General features: G+C 60.8%; 16 protein-coding genes. 4 read left to right on the top strand and 12 right to left on the bottom strand.

Translation table 11 applies throughout. The features are described 5' to 3' along the window. Positions 1-8: 8 nt before the first annotated feature. Together I2I05_RS21205 and I2I05_RS21200 are read right to left on the bottom strand one after the other, a co-directional pair. Positions 9-266: a hypothetical protein gene (locus I2I05_RS21205; RefSeq protein ID WP_196284274.1), complete on the bottom strand. Its 258-nt coding sequence runs from the start codon at positions 264-266 to the stop codon at positions 9-11. 133 nt (positions 267-399) lie between these two features. Beyond that, positions 400-702: a hypothetical protein gene (locus I2I05_RS21200; RefSeq protein ID WP_196284273.1), complete on the bottom strand. Its 303-nt coding sequence runs from the start codon at positions 700-702 to the stop codon at positions 400-402. Positions 703-907: 205 nt separating this feature from the next. On the opposite strand from I2I05_RS21200, the gene I2I05_RS21195 reads away from it, so the two are divergent. After that, positions 908-1,360 (top strand): energy transducer TonB, encoded by a 453-nt coding sequence (locus I2I05_RS21195; RefSeq protein ID WP_196284272.1) that lies wholly within the window; start codon positions 908-910, stop codon positions 1,358-1,360. 95 nt (positions 1,361-1,455) lie between these two features. Here the strand turns inward: I2I05_RS21195 and I2I05_RS21190 are convergent, their stop codons facing one another. The 3 genes from I2I05_RS21190 to I2I05_RS21180 form a co-directional block, all read right to left on the bottom strand. Further along, complete coding sequence (locus I2I05_RS21190; protein WP_196284271.1) at positions 1,456-2,010, bottom strand: hypothetical protein; 555 nt, start codon at positions 2,008-2,010, stop codon at positions 1,456-1,458. A gap of 108 nt (positions 2,011-2,118) precedes the next feature. Continuing rightward, on the bottom strand, positions 2,119-2,607 hold the full coding sequence (locus I2I05_RS21185; RefSeq protein WP_196284270.1) for a hypothetical protein: 489 nt from the start codon (positions 2,605-2,607) through the stop codon (positions 2,119-2,121). A 219-nt stretch (positions 2,608-2,826) separates the two neighbouring features. Next, positions 2,827-4,224: an FAD-binding oxidoreductase gene (locus I2I05_RS21180; RefSeq protein WP_196284269.1), complete on the bottom strand. Its 1,398-nt coding sequence runs from the start codon at positions 4,222-4,224 to the stop codon at positions 2,827-2,829. A gap of 240 nt (positions 4,225-4,464) precedes the next feature. Between I2I05_RS21180 and I2I05_RS21175 the strand changes: the two genes are divergently transcribed. Further along, positions 4,465-6,579, top strand: coding sequence for a TonB-dependent receptor family protein (locus I2I05_RS21175; RefSeq protein ID WP_196284268.1), 2,115 nt, complete (start codon positions 4,465-4,467; stop codon positions 6,577-6,579). A gap of 74 nt (positions 6,580-6,653) precedes the next feature. Here I2I05_RS21175 and I2I05_RS21170 read toward each other — a convergent pair whose 3' ends face one another. The 3 genes from I2I05_RS21170 to I2I05_RS21160 form a co-directional block, all read right to left on the bottom strand. Further along, positions 6,654-7,235 (bottom strand): hypothetical protein, encoded by a 582-nt coding sequence (locus I2I05_RS21170; protein ID WP_196284267.1) that lies wholly within the window; start codon positions 7,233-7,235, stop codon positions 6,654-6,656. Between the two features lie 406 nt (positions 7,236-7,641). Further along, entirely contained in the window at positions 7,642-7,929 is a 288-nt protein-coding gene (locus I2I05_RS21165; protein WP_196284266.1) for a hypothetical protein, read from the bottom strand. A 42-nt stretch (positions 7,930-7,971) separates the two neighbouring features. After that, positions 7,972-8,436 carry a hypothetical protein gene (locus I2I05_RS21160; RefSeq protein WP_196284265.1) on the bottom strand — a complete coding sequence of 155 codons (465 nt, stop codon included), beginning with the start codon at positions 8,434-8,436 and terminating at the stop codon, positions 7,972-7,974. Between the two features lie 138 nt (positions 8,437-8,574). Between I2I05_RS21160 and I2I05_RS21155 the strand changes: the two genes are divergently transcribed. Continuing rightward, the gene (locus I2I05_RS21155; RefSeq protein WP_196284264.1) at positions 8,575-8,856 is read left to right on the top strand and encodes a GNAT family N-acetyltransferase; all 282 of its coding nucleotides are present in this window, start codon (positions 8,575-8,577) and stop codon (positions 8,854-8,856) included. Positions 8,857-9,036: 180 nt separating this feature from the next. On the opposite strand, the gene I2I05_RS21150 is transcribed toward I2I05_RS21155, so the two are convergent. Next, positions 9,037-11,370 carry an endonuclease gene (locus I2I05_RS21150; RefSeq protein ID WP_196284263.1) on the bottom strand — a complete coding sequence of 778 codons (2,334 nt, stop codon included), beginning with the start codon at positions 11,368-11,370 and terminating at the stop codon, positions 9,037-9,039. Between the two features lie 141 nt (positions 11,371-11,511). On the opposite strand from I2I05_RS21150, the gene I2I05_RS21145 reads away from it, so the two are divergent. Continuing rightward, positions 11,512-11,817 (top strand): rhodanese-like domain-containing protein, encoded by a 306-nt coding sequence (locus I2I05_RS21145; RefSeq protein ID WP_196284262.1) that lies wholly within the window; start codon positions 11,512-11,514, stop codon positions 11,815-11,817. A gap of 141 nt (positions 11,818-11,958) precedes the next feature. Here the strand turns inward: I2I05_RS21145 and I2I05_RS21140 are convergent, their stop codons facing one another. From I2I05_RS21140 to I2I05_RS21130, 3 genes are all read right to left on the bottom strand, one after another. After that, a complete protein-coding gene (locus I2I05_RS21140; RefSeq protein ID WP_196284261.1) occupies positions 11,959-13,806 on the bottom strand; it encodes a glycoside hydrolase family 13 protein in 1,848 nt (615 codons plus the stop codon). A gap of 59 nt (positions 13,807-13,865) precedes the next feature. Further along, positions 13,866-15,815: a RecQ family ATP-dependent DNA helicase gene (locus tag I2I05_RS21135; protein ID WP_196284260.1), complete on the bottom strand. Its 1,950-nt coding sequence runs from the start codon at positions 15,813-15,815 to the stop codon at positions 13,866-13,868. A 278-nt stretch (positions 15,816-16,093) separates the two neighbouring features. Continuing rightward, positions 16,094-16,438, bottom strand: a complete 345-nt coding sequence (locus I2I05_RS21130; protein WP_196284259.1) for a hypothetical protein — start codon at positions 16,436-16,438, stop codon at positions 16,094-16,096. Positions 16,439-16,591: the final 153 nt, after the last annotated feature.

Genomic DNA, 16,591 nt, shown 5'->3' with positions numbered 1-16,591 from the left:
GCCCTTTTTTAGTATCCTTTAGACCACGTGTAGGGCTTCGGGGCTTTGGCGGTTTTGAATTTTTCCAGCCGTTTGGGGTTCAGGTCGAGGGTTGGGCGAACGTTGTTCTCGGGTCTGAAACGCGCCTTTGACGTGCGGCCTTTCGAGGATTCGGAAGCGTGCACGTAATGGTGCTTGGCTTTCAAGCGCTTTTTGCTGGGGTCTTGAGCGAAGCTGGCCGAGGAAGCCAGGAAGGGGAATAGCAGGAGGAGAAGCAGCTTTTTCATGGTGATAATGGCTGAAGAAATAAAATAAAGGCGGAAAGCGAGGTTGGGGCGAGCCGTCTTTCTTCTTCGGCCTGCACCACTGAAACGCAGACAGTAGTCAGGGGGTTACGGCTTTATTAGGCAGAAAAAAGCGCTACAGCAATTTTCGCAAATCCTCCCTCAAATGCTCAATTCCTTGCCGGACCTGCGCCCACACGCTCGGCTCCGAGCCGTCGGCGGGCGTAGGGAACTGCGCAAGTTGTTCGGCCAGGCGCGCACGCTTGGCTTCCAAGGCCTCGGCGTGGGCCTGGTACGTGTTGGGCGACCCCGCGGCGGTGGCGTGGACGCGGTTGTGCAGGGTCTGGATTTTGGTGTCTAATTCGGTGAGGGCTTGGCGTAGGTCGTGTTCAGAAAGCTGGGGCGGGCGCTGGGCATGGGGGCCGGGAGTGCTGGACATGGCAATGGGAAGTAGGAAGGAAAGACGAGTAAAACGGGCGTGCTTGTTGTACTGCCTTTGAGCCTGAAAGGATATCTTCGGCGCCACCAGCTCGGTGCTGAACTGGTGGCCAACACAAGCACAACGCAAGGGTAATTCTAAGGAGTCCCGGCGCTTACGGGCGGCCGTTAGATTTGTGCCGTAGAATTTTATCCCTCCCAGGCGCATGCTCCGATACCTTGTTTCAGCCGGCGTACTACTAACGGCAATGGTTGAACGCGCCAGCGCGCAAACGGCTGCAGTTGCCTCCACAGTGCCGGTGCCCGAACCTGGGGGAGTGGTCCGCCCCGGCCCCACGGCGCCCCTCGTGTACTTCACCGCCGATGAAATGCCGACTTTCCCCGGCGGCGATAGGGCCCTGCTAACGTTTCTGGCCAGCCGGCTCAATTACCCAACGGCTGCCCTCGACCGAAGCCTGTCGGGTAAGGTTTACCTCACGTTCACCGTCGACCCCGAAGGCCGGCTGCATAACCCGCGGGTGGTGCGCGGCCTCGGGGCTGGCCTCGATGAAGAAGCGCTGCGCCTGGTGCGCCTAATGCCTTGGTGGAACCCCGGCAAAATCGGCGGCCAGCCCGTGTGGGTGACGTTGACGATGCCCATATCTTTTCGGGCGCTGTAAGTAGCGTGGACTCTGCGAGTCCGCGCCCGCCAGAAGGAGACGCGAACGGCACAACCAGAACGCGGACTCGCAGAGTCCACGCTACTGCGCCCTCTTTACCCGCCCAAAGTCCTCGGCAATCCGGCTTCCCGGGCCAGCGGCGCCGCGCCCGACTGCCACAGCGCGGCCAACACGGTGTTGGCAGTCGCGGCCAGTTCCAGGTGGTAGTCTTCGTGCAGGCGGGCGGTTTGCTTCAGGGCCTCGTGGGTGCGCTTGGTGAGGTGCTGGAGCAGCGGCTGCGTGGGGCCGTGCAGCCGCGCCGTGACGGCGGCCTGGTGCCGAAACACGTTGGCCAGGAGGCGCCAGCTCAGTTCTATCTCCCCAAAAACGTCTTCGGTAATCCGGGTGTGGTAAGCCAGCCGCGCCTGCAACTGCCGCAGAATCACCAGCAAGTCGTTGGGCGTTTGGTGGAAGCCCCGCACGGGGTCGTCGACTTGGGCACGCAGCACGGCGCGGCGAGTTTCCAGTGCGTCGGGGCCTTCCAGTAGGCGGTAAGCTAGCTGCTCGGTCAGGACTGGGTCGAGGGCGACGAGGCGGGCCAGGAGTTGGTCTTTTTCTTTTTCGGGAAGCTGGAAAAGGGCTTTGCGCAGGTCGGGCGGGAGGGCAGGCATGTAAGGGGCTTAGCAATCAGAATCAACAGAACGTTGATAAGGCCAGCAAAGCAGATGAACTGTAAAGAAAGCGTGTCAGGAATGGGCTAACAGAAATTGCATTTCTCATTACTTAGGTGGCAAAACGTAACGTCTAGAGCTATTTTCAATGATGTAAAGAATCGGTAGAGAGGTTCTTGTTTCAAAGGCAAACCGATTTATCTCTGCTTGATTTAGGGCACTAAGGATATGTATCAAATCGGAGTATTTTGAGTTTCTGCCAAACGTAACTTTCACGCCTTGAATAGAATCTTGGGAACTGTATAAGGTTGGTAGACAACTTATAACTTGGCGTACTGTAATCAAATCTGATGAAGTGACTCCAATCAACTTGAATGTATGCCATTGACGCATGCCAGCCAAATAACGTACCGTTAATGGGTGACCAAAATAAACTTCATCCAGCTCAGGTACTGTCAATTGGAGAACTGTGGCTCTTTTCAACCGTGAATCTTGGCGGATATAAAAGCACCCCAGCCACAGCAGCCCCGCCAGCGCCAGCAGGCCCGGCGGAAACAGCAACTTGCGCCGGTGGTGGCGGGGTGGGTAGAAGTTCATTATTCTACAGAAGAGTATTCGCGGCTTATCCTAGAGTGATGCGCCAGAACGAATGTAGAGACGCAATATTTTGCGTCTCCCGCCTGAACTACAAACTGCGAACGGTGCGGGCAAGGAGATGCAAAATATTGCCTCTCTACAGAAAATTGTTCGACAAAACGCAGAAAAAACCCGCCGCTCCGAAGAGAAACGGCGGGTTGCTGCGCGGGCAGGCCAACGTTAGCCTAGGGGCACACCATCGCTATGCGGCACAATGTTCTGGTTGACATGGAACAGGTTGTGCGGGTCGTATTTGGATTTGATTTCCACCAGGCGCGGGTAGTTGTCGCCGTAGGTGGCCTTCACGCGGTCGGTGCCTTCGTCCATCATGAAGTTGACGTACGCACCCCCGGCGCCATACGAATGCAGCGCCTGCCAGTACTCTTTGGCCCAGGACGTGAACTTGCCGTTGTTGGCCGGGTCCGGGTCTACGCCCAGGATAACCATCGACCACGTGGTGTTGCGGTAGGCCCAAGCGGTGGCATCAGGGGCCACGCGCGCCGCCGCCCCGTTGATGGGGTATAGGTGCATGGTGCACAGCGGAGTCGGCAGCAGCTCGGCAAAATGCAGGTGGATGTCGATGGCCTGGTCGCTGAGCTCATTCACGAAATCGGCCTTCCAATAATACTGATAGCCGGGAGGCACCAGCGCGTCGAACATGCCTTGCAGGGCCGGCACGGGTAGCGGCCCCACCAGGTCGAGGGCCGGCGGGTAGGCTTTGCGGATGTGCGTAAACTCAACTTCCGCCTTGTCCGGCGCGCCGGTGTAGTTCCACACAACGCCGAACATCTTTTTCAGGTGCAGGTGCTCGGGGAAGGGTGGCCCCGGCGGCACCGTGAGGAAGGCCGCAAAGCCGCCAAGCTCATCCGGCGCGGTTTTGATGAAGTCGCGGTACCAGCGCATCACGGCGGGGGCGTCGCGCAGCTCCCAGAGCATGGGCCCGGCCTGCACCGTGCTGATGGGGTGCGACCGAAACAGAAAGGAGGTGACGATGCCAAAGTTGCCGCCGCCGCCGCGCAGGGCCCAGAACAAGTCCGCATTTTCCTCGGCCGAAGCCTTTACCAGCTGGCCGTCGGCCAGCACCACGTCGGCTTCCAGTAAATTATCAATTGACAACCCGCACTGGCGGGTGAAATGCCCCAGCCCGCCGCCCAGCGTGATGCCGCCCACGCCGGTGGTCGAGATGATGCCGCTCGGCACCATCACGCCGAAAGCGTGCGTTACGTGGTCGAGCTGGCCGAGCGTGCAGCCGCCCTCCACCCGCACGGTTTTGGTGTCGGGGTCCACATGCACCCCGTTCAGCTGCGACAAGTCAATCACCAGCCCCTCGTCGCACAGGCCCATGCCGGCGGCGCTGTGCCCGCCGCCGCGCACGGCCACCAACAGGTGGTGCTCGCGGGCGTAGTTCACGCACGCCATCACGTCGGCCACGTCGGCGCAATAGGCAATGGCGGCCGGGCGCTTGTCAATCATGCCGTTGTGCACACGGCGGCACGCGTCGTACTCGGCGTGGTGTGGCTCCACCAACCTGCCCCGCAGGTCAGTCGCCAGCTGCGAAATGGTTTCTTCGGCTATCATGGCAAGGTGTTATAGATGAGGTGATTAGTGTTATTTATTACTACATCAATTTAACCCTTTTATCGATAAATTAAAAGTGGACAGCAGCCGTTGGCAACCCGCTTCGTCGCTGTAGTCTTTGCAGGGCGATGAGAGCCAGGCACGAAGGCTGAAATGCAAAAAGTTGCCAGAAAATCCGTTGCCCAGCAACAATTCGCGTACTCCGCTGGTCTGCCTCGTCACGCGTCTGTTCCCACGTTCATGCCCCTTCGTTACCCCATACTTTTCTTGCTACTGGCGCTGCTGCAGCTGCAGGCTTTCGCCCAAACTCCTGCCGATACCACCCGCGCTGTGGCCCTGCCCGAAGCCACCGTGACGGGCTACGGCCAGCAGTTGCCCCTGCGCCGCACAGCCGCTGCCATCGGCGTGATTGATGCCCGCGTCATTCAGCAATTCAACCCCGCTGCCCTCACGCAAGCCGTGAACACGCTGCCCGGCGTGCGGCTTGAGGAGCGGGCCACGGCCAGCTACCGCCTCAGTATTCGGGGCAGCACGCTGCGTTCGCCCTTTGGCGTGCGCAACGTGAAGGTGTACTACAATGGCATCCCCTTCACCGAAGCCAGCGGCAGCACCCCGCTCAACCTGCTGGACCCCGCCATTATCGGGCGGCTGGAGGTGTTGAAAGGACCGGCCGGCAGCGTGTACGGCGCAGGCACGGGCGGCGTGGCCCTATTTGGCACGCCGGAGGTGGCGCCCGGCACCAGCCGGGCAGCCGTGGGCGCCACGGTGGGCAGCTTTGGCTTGCGCCGTAGCACCATCACGGCTGAAACGGGCAGCGCCACCAGCAGCGTGCGTGCCCAATACGCTCACCAAGAACTGGACGGATACCGCGAGCAAAGCGCCCTGAGGCGCGACGTTTTCGCGTTGGATGTACGTTCCGTGGCCTCACCCAAAACCACGCTGGCGGCCCATCTTCTCTACACCGATATCAACTACGAACTGCCGGGCGGCCTCACCCGGGCGCAGTTTGCGGCCAACCCGCGGCAGGCGCGGCCGGGTACGGCTACTGCGCCCGGCACGGTGGCGCAGCGGGCTTTCTACGCCTCGCGCTACGGCTTGCTCGGCCTCACGCACCAGTATCGGCTCACCGACAAACTGGAGTTGCAAACCATCCTTTACGGCAGCGGTACGGCCATTCGCACGCCGTATCTGGTGGATTATGAGCGCAACACGGCCGTGGGCGCGGGTGGCCGCTCGGCCCTGAGCTACCGCACGGCACTGGCCGGCCGCGTGCTCCGATTGCAGGGTGGCGGCGAGTACCAAGGCAGCTTTGCTAACGGCCGCAGCTACCAGAACAACGCCGGCACGCCCGGCCCGCTGCGCTACGACGATGAAATCACGACGAGCACCGGCTTTGTTTTCGCCCAGGCCGACTACAGCCTGCCCGCCGATTTCCTATTGACCGTGGCTGCCAGCTACAACCGCCTCCACTACCGCATTGCCCGAGTGAACAACGCCGCCACGCAGCCCAACACCTACGAATTCAGCCGGAATTTCCGGCCCGAAGTATCGCCGCGCGTGGCCCTGCTCAAAGAATTCAGCCCGACGCTTTCGGCCTATGCCAGCGTGAGCACGGGCTTTTCGCCGCCCACCATCGAGGAAATCCGGCCCTCAGATGCCAGCCTGAACCAGAGCTTGCAAGCCGAACGTGGCATCAGTTACGAAGTGGGCGTGCGGGGCAGTGCCTTCGCCAACCGCCTGCGGTACGAGCTGAACGCCTTTGATTTCCGACTGCGCGAAACCGTGGTCAGCAGCACCACCGACCAAGGCGTGGTTGTATTTCGCAACACTGGCCGCACCACCCAGCGCGGTCTCGAAGCGGCCGTCAGCGGCTGGTTATGGCAGCAAGCCCTGCCAACAGCGGCCGCCGGCGCTGCCCAGACGACTGAATACGGTTTGCGCGCCTGGGCCAGCTACGCCCACAACGACTTTCGCTTCGGCCGCTACGCCAGCGGCGGGCAGGACCTGCGCGGCAACCGCCTCACCGGCACCACCCCCAACACGCTCAGCGCCGGCCTGGATTTCAGCGAGCAACTCGGCTTTTATTTCAGCCCCAACCTGAGCCACCAAGCCCCCGTGGTGCTCAACGACGCCAACTCTGAGAAAGCGCCCGGCTACTGGGTATTTGGCGCGCGCGGCGGCTGGCGGCGCACGCTGGTTGGCCATCTGGAACTGAACTTATACGCGGGCCTCGACAACGCCATCGACCGGAACTACAGCCTGGGCAACGACCTGAATGCCTTCGGCGGACGGTATTTCCAGCCCGCACCGGGTCGCAATTGGTACACTGGCGCGCAGGCGGGCTGGAAATGGTAGCTGCGAACTGATATGCGCCAGCGAAGGGCACCCCCCATAGGGCCGGACCTTGGCTGGCGCCTGGAGCCAAATATTTATTGCTGTCCTGGCTGTTCGGGTAGCGTGGCTTGGTTGCTGGGGTCGGCAGGCGTGCTGTTTCTGGCGGTGTACTGGAATCCAATAGCTCCCTTTCCGGCGGGGGCGGCATCAGTGGCCTCGTTAGCAGCAGTAGGGGCTGGAATGCTGTTGGTCGGTGCCGCAACCTGGCTATTAGGCTGCAGGGGAGTGCTAACGGATATTTCTATGGGAATAGAAAATGTCAATTTGGTGAGGTTTTCGGCCGGCGCTGGGGCCGCTACATTGCCAATTTCAGCATAGTTGGCGCTGGCACCTGCCATGGGGGCAGCAGGGGCACCTGGCACAGCGGCAGCCACTGGGGCGGCGGGCGCCGGTAGGGCAGCAAGTGCCGGCGCGGGGGCAGCAGCCACTGGTGCCGGGGCAGGAGCTGCCGCCACTACGGAAGTAATAACAATACTAGCTTCGGGCGTAGTGACAACTGCCGCCACTGGAGTGGGAGCGGGGCTAGTTGCTACCGGAACGGCAGGTTCTAATACTTGGTTCGGAGCTTGGGGGTCTTGTTCGGAGGCCTGCGGCGTGGAAGGTAGTTGCGTATCCATGATAAATGAGGAAAAAAGGGAAACAAACGGGTTAATCCCGACTTCGCTATTGCAACAGCATCATCAGTTCTGGACCAAAGCTGGTCGCCGCAGGATATTGCCCGCGTGGGTCGCACTTTTCACACCCCTGGCTACGCCTGAGCGCCTATTTATTTAGGCCTCATGATTACCAAAAGTTAATAATTTTCTACGACAAATACAAGATTGATTTGACCAATATTTCGCCTTTCAGCGCCCATATTTTGTTTGTCCTTTTTCGCGTCAGGCCCACCTTTTGCCTGCCGGTAGCAAATGGTGGGAGACTGCGAAGGTGTCTCAAATACACGAAGCAAGGTAGTAGCACGCGGCCAAACGCAAAACGGCTTCCATCGGGTGATGGAAGCCGTTTTTTTCTGGAACAGAAAGCCTATTTAGGTTCCTGCTCTTCGGGCAGCGTGTAGGCCCGGTCACTGGGGTTGGTCAGCTCGCGGGGCAGGTTTTCGTCGGAGGCAGGCGCGGGGCCGGCGGCGTTCAGTGCCTGCGTATCTACGCGCAGCGAGTCATCCATCTCATCGGCTTTTTCCTGGCCTGAGGAGTTGTTGTCGTCCAAGACCTGGCCATAAGTAGCCGCGTCGAGCATGGAGGTAGAAGCACCATCGCCGCTGTTGGGGTCTTGGCTGATGTGTTCGGGCTGGTCTTGATTTTCAGGAGACATAAGAAAGGCAATTAATCAGGTGTCAGTGAGAAGCTAGCAATCTTACTTGTGGGTATCGGTGCTAGCCGATTCGTCGCGGGTGTTGTGGCTGCCGCCACCGGCCCAGCGGGGGTCGTCTTTGGCCCAGGCGGCACGTTGCTCGTCGTTGTCCTCGCCTTGGGTGGCACGCACGGCGGCGGGGTCTTGGTTCTGCTCCACGTGGCCGGGCTGGTCGGCGGGGTTGGCGGGAGCATCGCGGGCATCCTTTTCGCGGCTGCGGAACTCGCTGAATTCGTCTGGGTTATCGTTCGAGCCGTCGCGGCCGGGCGCTTGCGCCGTCGGCACGGCCGAACCGGTCTGGCCGCTGGTGGAATCGGTGGGGTTGATGCCGCCAAACTCACCGTAGTTGGGGCGCTGGGCGTTCAGAATCGGGTCGTTCGGGTTGGGGCGAGCCGAAGCAGCACGTTCCTGCTGGTCTTCAGGGCGAAAATCGTTGTCCGGCGGATTGGGAGTGTTTTGCGTACTCATGGGAAAGAAGAAAGGAAGAGTTGAACGGGCCAAGCCCGGCTTTCTCTTCCTGTACGCAAACCAGCCGGTGCCGGTCGATTTCAAGCCCGCCGCCGCTCATTTTCATTCCCCACACGTTACTATTTTGCATTTTAGGTTATGAGCAATTCCATTGAGCACGACGCCCAGAACCAGGAATTTACCACGCTTCGCAAGGGGCTTGATGCCGAACTGGCGTATTCCCGGCCCATCGATGGCGTTATTGATTTCACGCACACCTTTGTTGATGAACAACTGCGCGGGCAGGGCGTGGCCGACGAGCTAGCCCGCGCCGGCTTGGCCTTCGCCAAGGAGAACAACCTGAAGGTGAAAACAAGCTGCACCTTCATGGCTGGCTTTGTGAAACGCCATCACGCAGAATACGAAGCCATTATGGCTTAAATCCGCATCTGCATCATTAACACATGCAGCGAAGCCATTTAGTAAGGTCTTCAAAACCCGCTGCAATGTCCTTTTGACTTTCATGAGCCCTTGTGACGTTCTCAATGTCTATAGATTTAGGCAAAAAAAGCCCCGACCGTGTAGCACGGTCGGGGCTTTTGGCGTTGGAAGTGGAGGTAATTACTGCACCACTACGCGGCCCGTGTAGTCGATATCGGCGCAGGTCACGCGCACGGCGTAGATGCCGGCGGGCAAGCCACGGAGGTCGAGCTGAGCGGCTTCGGTTGCGCTGAGCTTGGCGGTGCGCTGGCGCACGGGGCGGCCCAGCATATCGAGCACGGCCACTGTAGCAGGCTGGGCCGCGAGCAGGCCCGGCAAACGCAGCTGCACCGTGGTGGTAGCCGGGTTTGGATAGATTTCGAGGGTATTGCGGCGCACTGCTGCCGTGCGGGTACCCGTAACGATGGCGCAGGCCGTGCTGGTGTAGCTGCCCACCCCGGTGTAGTTATCGGTGCCCAGGGCCGACCATGTGGCGCTGCCGTAGGGGCCATTCCAGCGGCCGCCCTGGCTCACGTTGGGCAGGCGAACGAGGGTGTTGTTCAGGGTCGAGCCGTTGGGCACGGTCCATTCTGTGGGGCGCTGGCCCACTACGCCGATTACGTCCAGCGTATCGGTGCCGTCCAGCAGCACAATGGCGTCGTCGCCATTGAAAAAGCCCACGTTGCTTTGCACATCGGCCTGCGCCGCCACGGCCGCGTCGGTCACGCCCGAATTCACAATGACGTACACATCGCCGGGCGCCAGGGTGCCCGTGAGCTGCAGCGTGGCGGTGGGCGCCGCGGTAACGCCGTTGGCGTACAAGGCCACGCTTTTGCCGGCCAGCGGCATGGGCGCAGTAGTCGGGTTAAAAATCTCCAGCACTTTGGTGTTGTTCGTGCCCGACTCGATGTATTGCGAGAAGTAGGGCTTGGTGCAGGGGGCACCGGCTGGAGCGGCCTCATCGTTCACGATGGTGAGGATGTGCGCACTGGGACCCGCAATGATGGTGGCCGACGAAGGCGTGCCCAACAGCAGGCGCACGGTTTCGCTGGGCTCGTACGCGAGGTCGCCCACCACCGTCACGGTGACGGGCTGGGTGAGAGCCGTGGCGCTGGCGAAGGTGAGCGTGGTCGTGTTGAGGGTGTAGTCGGTGGGGCTGGTGGCGGTGGTGCCGGCGGCATCCACGGTCACGGGCACTGTGATGGGGAAAGTGAGGCTGCTGGCATTGGTCAGCGTCACGTTGGCGGTGTAGGTGGCGGTGCCGGTGTTGCCTTCGGCCAAGCTGCCCGCGGCGGCGGCAAATGCCAAGGTTGGGGCCTGGCCGTCGTCGTTGGTGATGGTGAGCGTGTGCGAGGTCGGAGTGCCCACGCTGTTGCCGGTGCTGGGGTTGGTCAGGGTCAGGACCACCGTTTCATCGGCTTCGGGCTGAGTGTCGCCGGTCACGGTCAGGGTCACCGTTTGGGTGGTGCTGCCGGCTGGGAAGGTAACGATGGTGGGGGAGGCGAAGGTGAAGTCGGTGCCGCTGGTGGCCGTCGAGTTGACGCTTGCATTCACCTGAATAGTGGTGGCAGCCGTGGCGGCGGCACTCAGGTTCAGGGTGAAAGTGTAGGTGCTGGTGCCGGTGTTGCCTTCGGCAAGGCTACCGGTTGCCGTAGCGAAGCTAAAGGCGGAGCCAGCGGGAGCAAAGCCCCAGGCCGTGGCTACTGTAGCTGGATAAGCGATATAGGGGTTGAAGTTGCCCTGCACGGCGGCCACGCGGTTGTTGCGCTCGATTTCGTGGGCATCCACGGGGTCGGCCAAGTGCCAGCGGTACAACGTAGCCAAGTCGGCCAAGGCAGTGATAACACCCCGGCTAGCGTCGAAATTTTCGTTGGCATGCACGGTGTAGAAGTAGAACGCCGAGCGGGCCAAGTTGCCCTTGTGGTCTTCGCGGGGCTCAAATTGCGCGTTGGTGTCCTCGCTGTACTCGTCGATGTTGCTCGTCGGGATACTCGTCAGGCGGGTGGTGCCGCGCAGCCAGCCGGTGGTGGTGGCATCCGGAATGTCGGCAAATGGGTCGGAGCCACGGTCCGAGTTCCACTGGATGCGGGTGGGGTAGAGGTGGTGGATGTCGGAGCGCATGCGCGTGACTTCGTTGAACCACGACTGCGGAATGGTGTGCTCGCAGTTGATGTCATTTACCACGCCCGTGTTGGTGCTGCTGGCACTGTAGGGCACGTTCTCGGCATAGCCCGAGTACACGCAGGTTACTTTGTTGTTGAAATTGTCGACGTAGTTGTACATCCGGCCGCGGGCCGTGCCGTAGTCCAGCACCGTGCGTTTGCCATCGTACCAGTTGGTGCGGTACCAATCGCGCAGGGCGGCGCCTTGCAGGTTGGCAGGGGGGGCGGCGGGCATCGCCGGCACTGTTTGGGCACTCAAGGCAGCCGGCAGAAGGGCCAGTGCCAAGCACAAAGAAGTGAAAAAGTGTTTCATAAATAAACGTAACGTGAGGGGGAAGTAACAAAGATAACAACTCGACCGTGGGAGACGAACGACTCGCTCATTACCAAACCAAGAATAGTTCAGCCGTACTTTCGCCTACCCATTTTTCTCATTCATTTCATCGTTCCACCCATGCCCGATATCACCCCTGCCGAACTCCACCAGCGCCAGCAAGCCGGCGAAACGCCCACCATCATCGACGTGCGCGAAACCTGGGAGCACGAGGAAGGCCGCATTCCCGGCGCCCAAAATATCCCCCTCAATTCGCTACCCGACAAACTCGACGACCTCGACGAGCTGAAGGACCAAGAAGTCATTGTGCATTGCAAAGGCGGCGGCCGCTCGGCCTCGGCCAAAGCCTACCTCTCCCAGCAAGGCTTCACCAATGTGCGCAACCTGGAAGGCGGCTTCCAGGCGTACACGGCTGCCGGAATTTAGTTTAGCATAAGCCTGTCAAGCAGAGCGCAGCGAAGCATTTTATCACGCCACAACGAATTGTTCTGCGGCGATAAGATGCTTCGCTGCGCTCCACATGACAGAATATTATACAGCTGGCTATCATGCTTTTTGTAAAAGCGGTTATTGCTTCAGCGCCATTCCGCTCAGTGGCGGCAGTACCACACTCGCCGTGGCCGCTTTGCCGGTGAGTAGATTGGTCCAGGCACCGGCTTTGGGCAATTTGTAGGTCAGCGGCTTGCTGTCCATGTTAAACACCACCACCACTTGCTGGGCTGGATTCCTAGCATCAAAACGCCGGTAGGCCAACGTATTACCCGCCGCCGTCAGGAATTCCAACTCACCGCTAGCCAGCACCGGGTGCGTTTTTCGCAGTTTAATAAGTTGTTGGTAGTAGGCAAAGTGCGCGGCGTTGAAGCCCACCGGGTCGTAGCTTTTGGGGCCGGGCTGGTAGTTGGCGCGGGTTTCGGGCTCGAATTTGAATTCTGGCCACCAGAGTGGTTTGCGGCAATCGGGGTCGTCGGAGCCCCACATGCCCATTTCCTCGCCGTTCCAGATTTGGGGCGAGCCCACGGAGGTGAACTGGTGCAGCAAATAGAGGCGGGCGCGCTGGTAGGTTTCGGCATCGGGCCGGCCGGTCTTGTAAGCCGGGTTGTCGTGGGGCGTGGCCTTGAACTTGTACTGGCTGGGGTTGTAGAAGCACGTTAGCAGCCGGGGCGAATCGTGGGTGGCGTTCACGTTCATCATGGCCCGGCGGGTGGGCGGCGTGAGGCGGTTCCACTGGTATTGGAGGCTGTCGCGCAACTGCCCAGCGTCAATATGGTCGGTGGTGCGGGCCGCGAAAAAGCTGCGGGCGGGCTTATATACCTGGTAGAACATCACGGCATCGAAAATCCCCGCCGCATCCACGTACGGTACGGGGTCCATGAGCTTATTGGGCCATTTTTCCCACCAGATTTCGCCCACCAGATACGCCTCGGGCTTCACCGATTTCACGTAGGCGTGGTACTCGCGCCAGAAGCCCATCGGCACTTGGTCGGCCACGTCGAGGCGGTAGCCGTCGATGCCCATTTTGGGGTCGCCATCGGGGGCCAGCCAGCGCTTGGTCACGGCCAGCACGTGCTGCTTGGCGCCGGGGTTGAGGGTGCCTTCGTAGGGCCGGCCGCTCACCCGTGCACCGGTCACGTCCACCTTCTTGATTTCGGGCAGACTCGCCAGATTGGCCCAGCCTTTATAGGCAAATTCGTTCTGCGGCGTGGCCGGATTGTCAAACGTCACCACGTCGTACCATTCCCGAAACGGCGACTTCTCCTGGTTCTTCACAATGTCCTGCCAAGCCCAAAACTGCGTGCCGGTGTGGTTCCAGGAGTAATCCAGAATGATGCGCATGCCGCGGCGGTGCACTTCCTGCACTAGCTTGAGAAACTGCCGGTCGGCGGCTGTCCACACCCAAGTGGCGGGATCGCCGGGGTTTTCGGCGGCAATCAGTTTGGCATCGCCCACGGGGTCAGGACCAAAGTTGACATCGACGTGGTGGTAGCTGCGGGCGTCGTACTTGTGCAGCGACGGCGCGTCGTTAATCGGGTTCAGGTACAAGGCCGTAATGCCCAGCTTCTGCAAGTAATCGAGCTTGTTGAAAATGCCCTGCAAATCGCCGCCGAAGCGCCGCAAGCCAATGTTGTCGTTGTAAGAGAGCCCGGCTTTTTTGGCCCAGGCATCGGGTTCGTACCAGTTGTGCGTCCAGGGCGTGGTGCGCCAATCGGCCGGAATAGCAGCCGAGGAACCCGCCTTCATGTTCTCGGGCTTGGGGTCGTTGGCGGGGTCGCCGTTGGCAAATCGCTCCACAAAAATCTGATACCAGACCACATTCTGGGCCCAAGCCGGCGGCGCGGCAACGGGTTGGGCGTCCGTTTCAAGAGCAAAACCCGACAGGGCCGCCGCCAGTAGCAAGTTATTAAGGAAAGATTTCATAAGGCCAAGGACGGAAAAAGCCGCCAGTTAGCCAGGGCATCCGAACCAGCTTTCGGAACTCAGCCTTGCTTAGGCGCGAGTTGCAGCTTGCCATCGGGCGCATAAGCCAGCTCGCCGCGGTCCACGAGTTCGCGCACGGTAGCCGTGACGGCCGTGGCCTGCTGCGGAGCAAAAGCCGCCAACAGCTCGCGCGGGCTCTGCGACGCCTGGCGCACGTGCGCCAGCACCGGCTCGCGCAGCGAAAGGGCTTCGGCCGTGGCTTGCGCGGCTTTTTTATCGGCCAGGCAAATATCACACACGCCGCAACGGGCCGGGTCGGTTTCGTCGAAATACGTGAGCAGTAATACCTGTCGGCAGCGGGTGCCGCTCAGATACTGGCCCACGGCGTTGGTTTTGTGGCGGGCCAGGTCGCGGGCCGCCGTCATGCGCACCTGGTCGATGGGCAGCTTGGGCGCGTCGAAGCGCGGTGTGGTGAACAGGGCCTGCGGCGACTCCTGCCGGGGCTGGTAGTGCAGAATGCCGGCCGTGTGCAGGTAGCGCAGCTGCTGGCGCACCTCCACCACGCTGCGGCGCAGGTGGGTGGCCACGGCATTCTCCGAAATGGTCTGAAAATCGGCAAACAGCTCGCCGCCGTGCAGCCGCAGCAGGGACTTTATCAGCAAGTCGTGCTGGGCATTGGCTACTTGGAAAGCGTACAAATCCTGATGGTTCAGGATGAGGTGCACCCGCGCCGGCGTATTCACCGCTTCGTTGAGCTGCACAAAGCCCTCGCGCTGCAAAATCTTCAGCGAGTTGTGCGCATCCACGGCCTTGATGCGGTAGGTTTCGGCAAATTGCTGCAAGTCGAACTCGAAGGCGACCAACTCGCCGCCGCCCACCGCCGTGCGCGAGTAGTTGGCCAGCGCCTGGTACACGCGCCGCACCGTATCGAGCGGCGGAAACGACTGGTTGGTGCGGCGGCGCAGCTCGTCGGCATCGTTGGGCCCGGCCAGCAGCACCGCGAAACCGTACTGGCCGTCGCGCCCGGCCCGGCCGGCCTCCTGGTAATAGGCCTCCAGCGTGTCGGGCGCATCGAGGTGAACCACGAGGCGCACGTCGGGCTTGTCTATGCCCATGCCAAAGGCATTGGTGGCCACAATGAGGCGGGTTTTGTCGGCAATCCAATCCTGCTGCACCTGGGTGCGCTTTTCCGAAGGCAGCCCCGCGTGGTAGGCCACCGCCGAGAACTTGTGCTGCTGCAGGAAAGCGGCCGTGTCCTCGGTCTGGCGGCGCGTGCGGGCGTACACGATGCCGGTTTTGGTGGGCCCCACGCCGCGCACCACTTCCAGCAGCCGGCGCAGCTTGTCCTCCGTGTGCAGCACCGAGTACGACAGCTTGGGCCGCGCAAAGCTTTGCCGAAACACGCCGTGACCCGCCCGAAACTTGAGCTTCTCCACGATGTCGGCCTGCACTTGGGCGGTGGCCGTGGCCGTGAGGGCAATCACCGGCACACCCGCCGGCAGCTTCTCGCGCAATTCGGCAATGCGCAGGTAGGGCGGCCGGAAATCGTAGCCCCACTGCGACAGGCAGTGCGCTTCGTCGATGGCCAGTAGCCCCACGTTCATCTTGGCCACCCGCACCTGAAACAGCTCCGTGAGCAGCCGCTCGGGCGAGACGTACAGGAACTTCACGCTGCGCCCGTACACGCAATTATCCAGCGCGTGGTCGATTTCCTGGTGGCTCATGCCCGCGTAGATGGCCTCGGCCTTCAGCCCGCGCTTGCGCAGGTTGTCCACTTGGTCCTTCATCAAGGCAATGAGCGGCGACACCACCACGCAAATGCCCGGCCGCGCCAAAGCCGGCACTTGGAAGCAGATGCTCTTGCCGCCCCCGGTGGGCAGCAGCGCCAGCGTGTCGTGCCCATTCAGGACGGAATTGATGATTTCCTCCTGCCCCGGCCGGAACGCCGTATGTCCCCAATGCTCGCGCAATAGGCTCAGGGGCGAGGTTTCGGTAGGAGAGGAGGGCATAACGGCGAAGATACAGCCTGCCTAAAACGGAATGCTACATCAGCAGCGAATATTGCGCTTTAATGAGCCAGCGCAGCGAATAGACTGGAGCAACTTGTCCGAGAGGAACTCACGAAAAAGGAGTTCACGAAACTCATCTCAAGTCCGGGTTTCGTGAACTTTGAAAGGTGAACGAGTTTTGTAAACTCATTCTGAACTTTAGGCTCTATTAGCTGGGCTGGTGAGCGCCCACAAGTAGCGGTTCAAGATAAAGAGGGTAAAGGTGTGCTACTCTGTTTTCAGGTCCAGAGATACTGCCTTACCTGGATGAGCCGCACCAGCATTTGATTGTCGGTCTCGTACTGCCCCGGGCTCCAAATCGGGTCCACGACCTCAGCCGCTTCGGCCGCGGCCCGCTGGGCCCACCACGCCGTCAAGGCATCGATTTCCGCTTTGGCGTGCCGGTGCTCGGCCGATTCGTCCCAGTCAATGGGCAGGAGCGCCTCCTCGGCCAGAAAGTCGGTCAGCAGTTGAAAGCAGGCGTGCAGCAGCACCGTGTCCTTGTCCCGCCACCCCGCGTCCAGGGTCGTGATGTGCAAGACATTGGCGGGCTGCGAAAACAGGGGGTTCGTGTCGATTTCCATCGGGCAAAGACCAGCGGCGAAGTGCGTCCAAGGTACGCCCGGCTCAGTATTGGGCTTCTTTCTTGACTGTTTAGCCAAAGGGTCTGATGGTAAACTCTGCTGATTCAGTGCAAAAGGGTTTGCCTGATTTTAGATGCTTTGTCATCCAGTTCC

Origin of the sequence: Hymenobacter jeongseonensis (assembly GCF_015694725.1) — a bacterium.
GTDB lineage: Bacteria > Bacteroidota > Bacteroidia > Cytophagales > Hymenobacteraceae > Hymenobacter > Hymenobacter jeongseonensis.
Note: the sequence above shows the minus strand (reverse complement) of the source record. Positions and strands in the feature narration are given on the sequence as shown.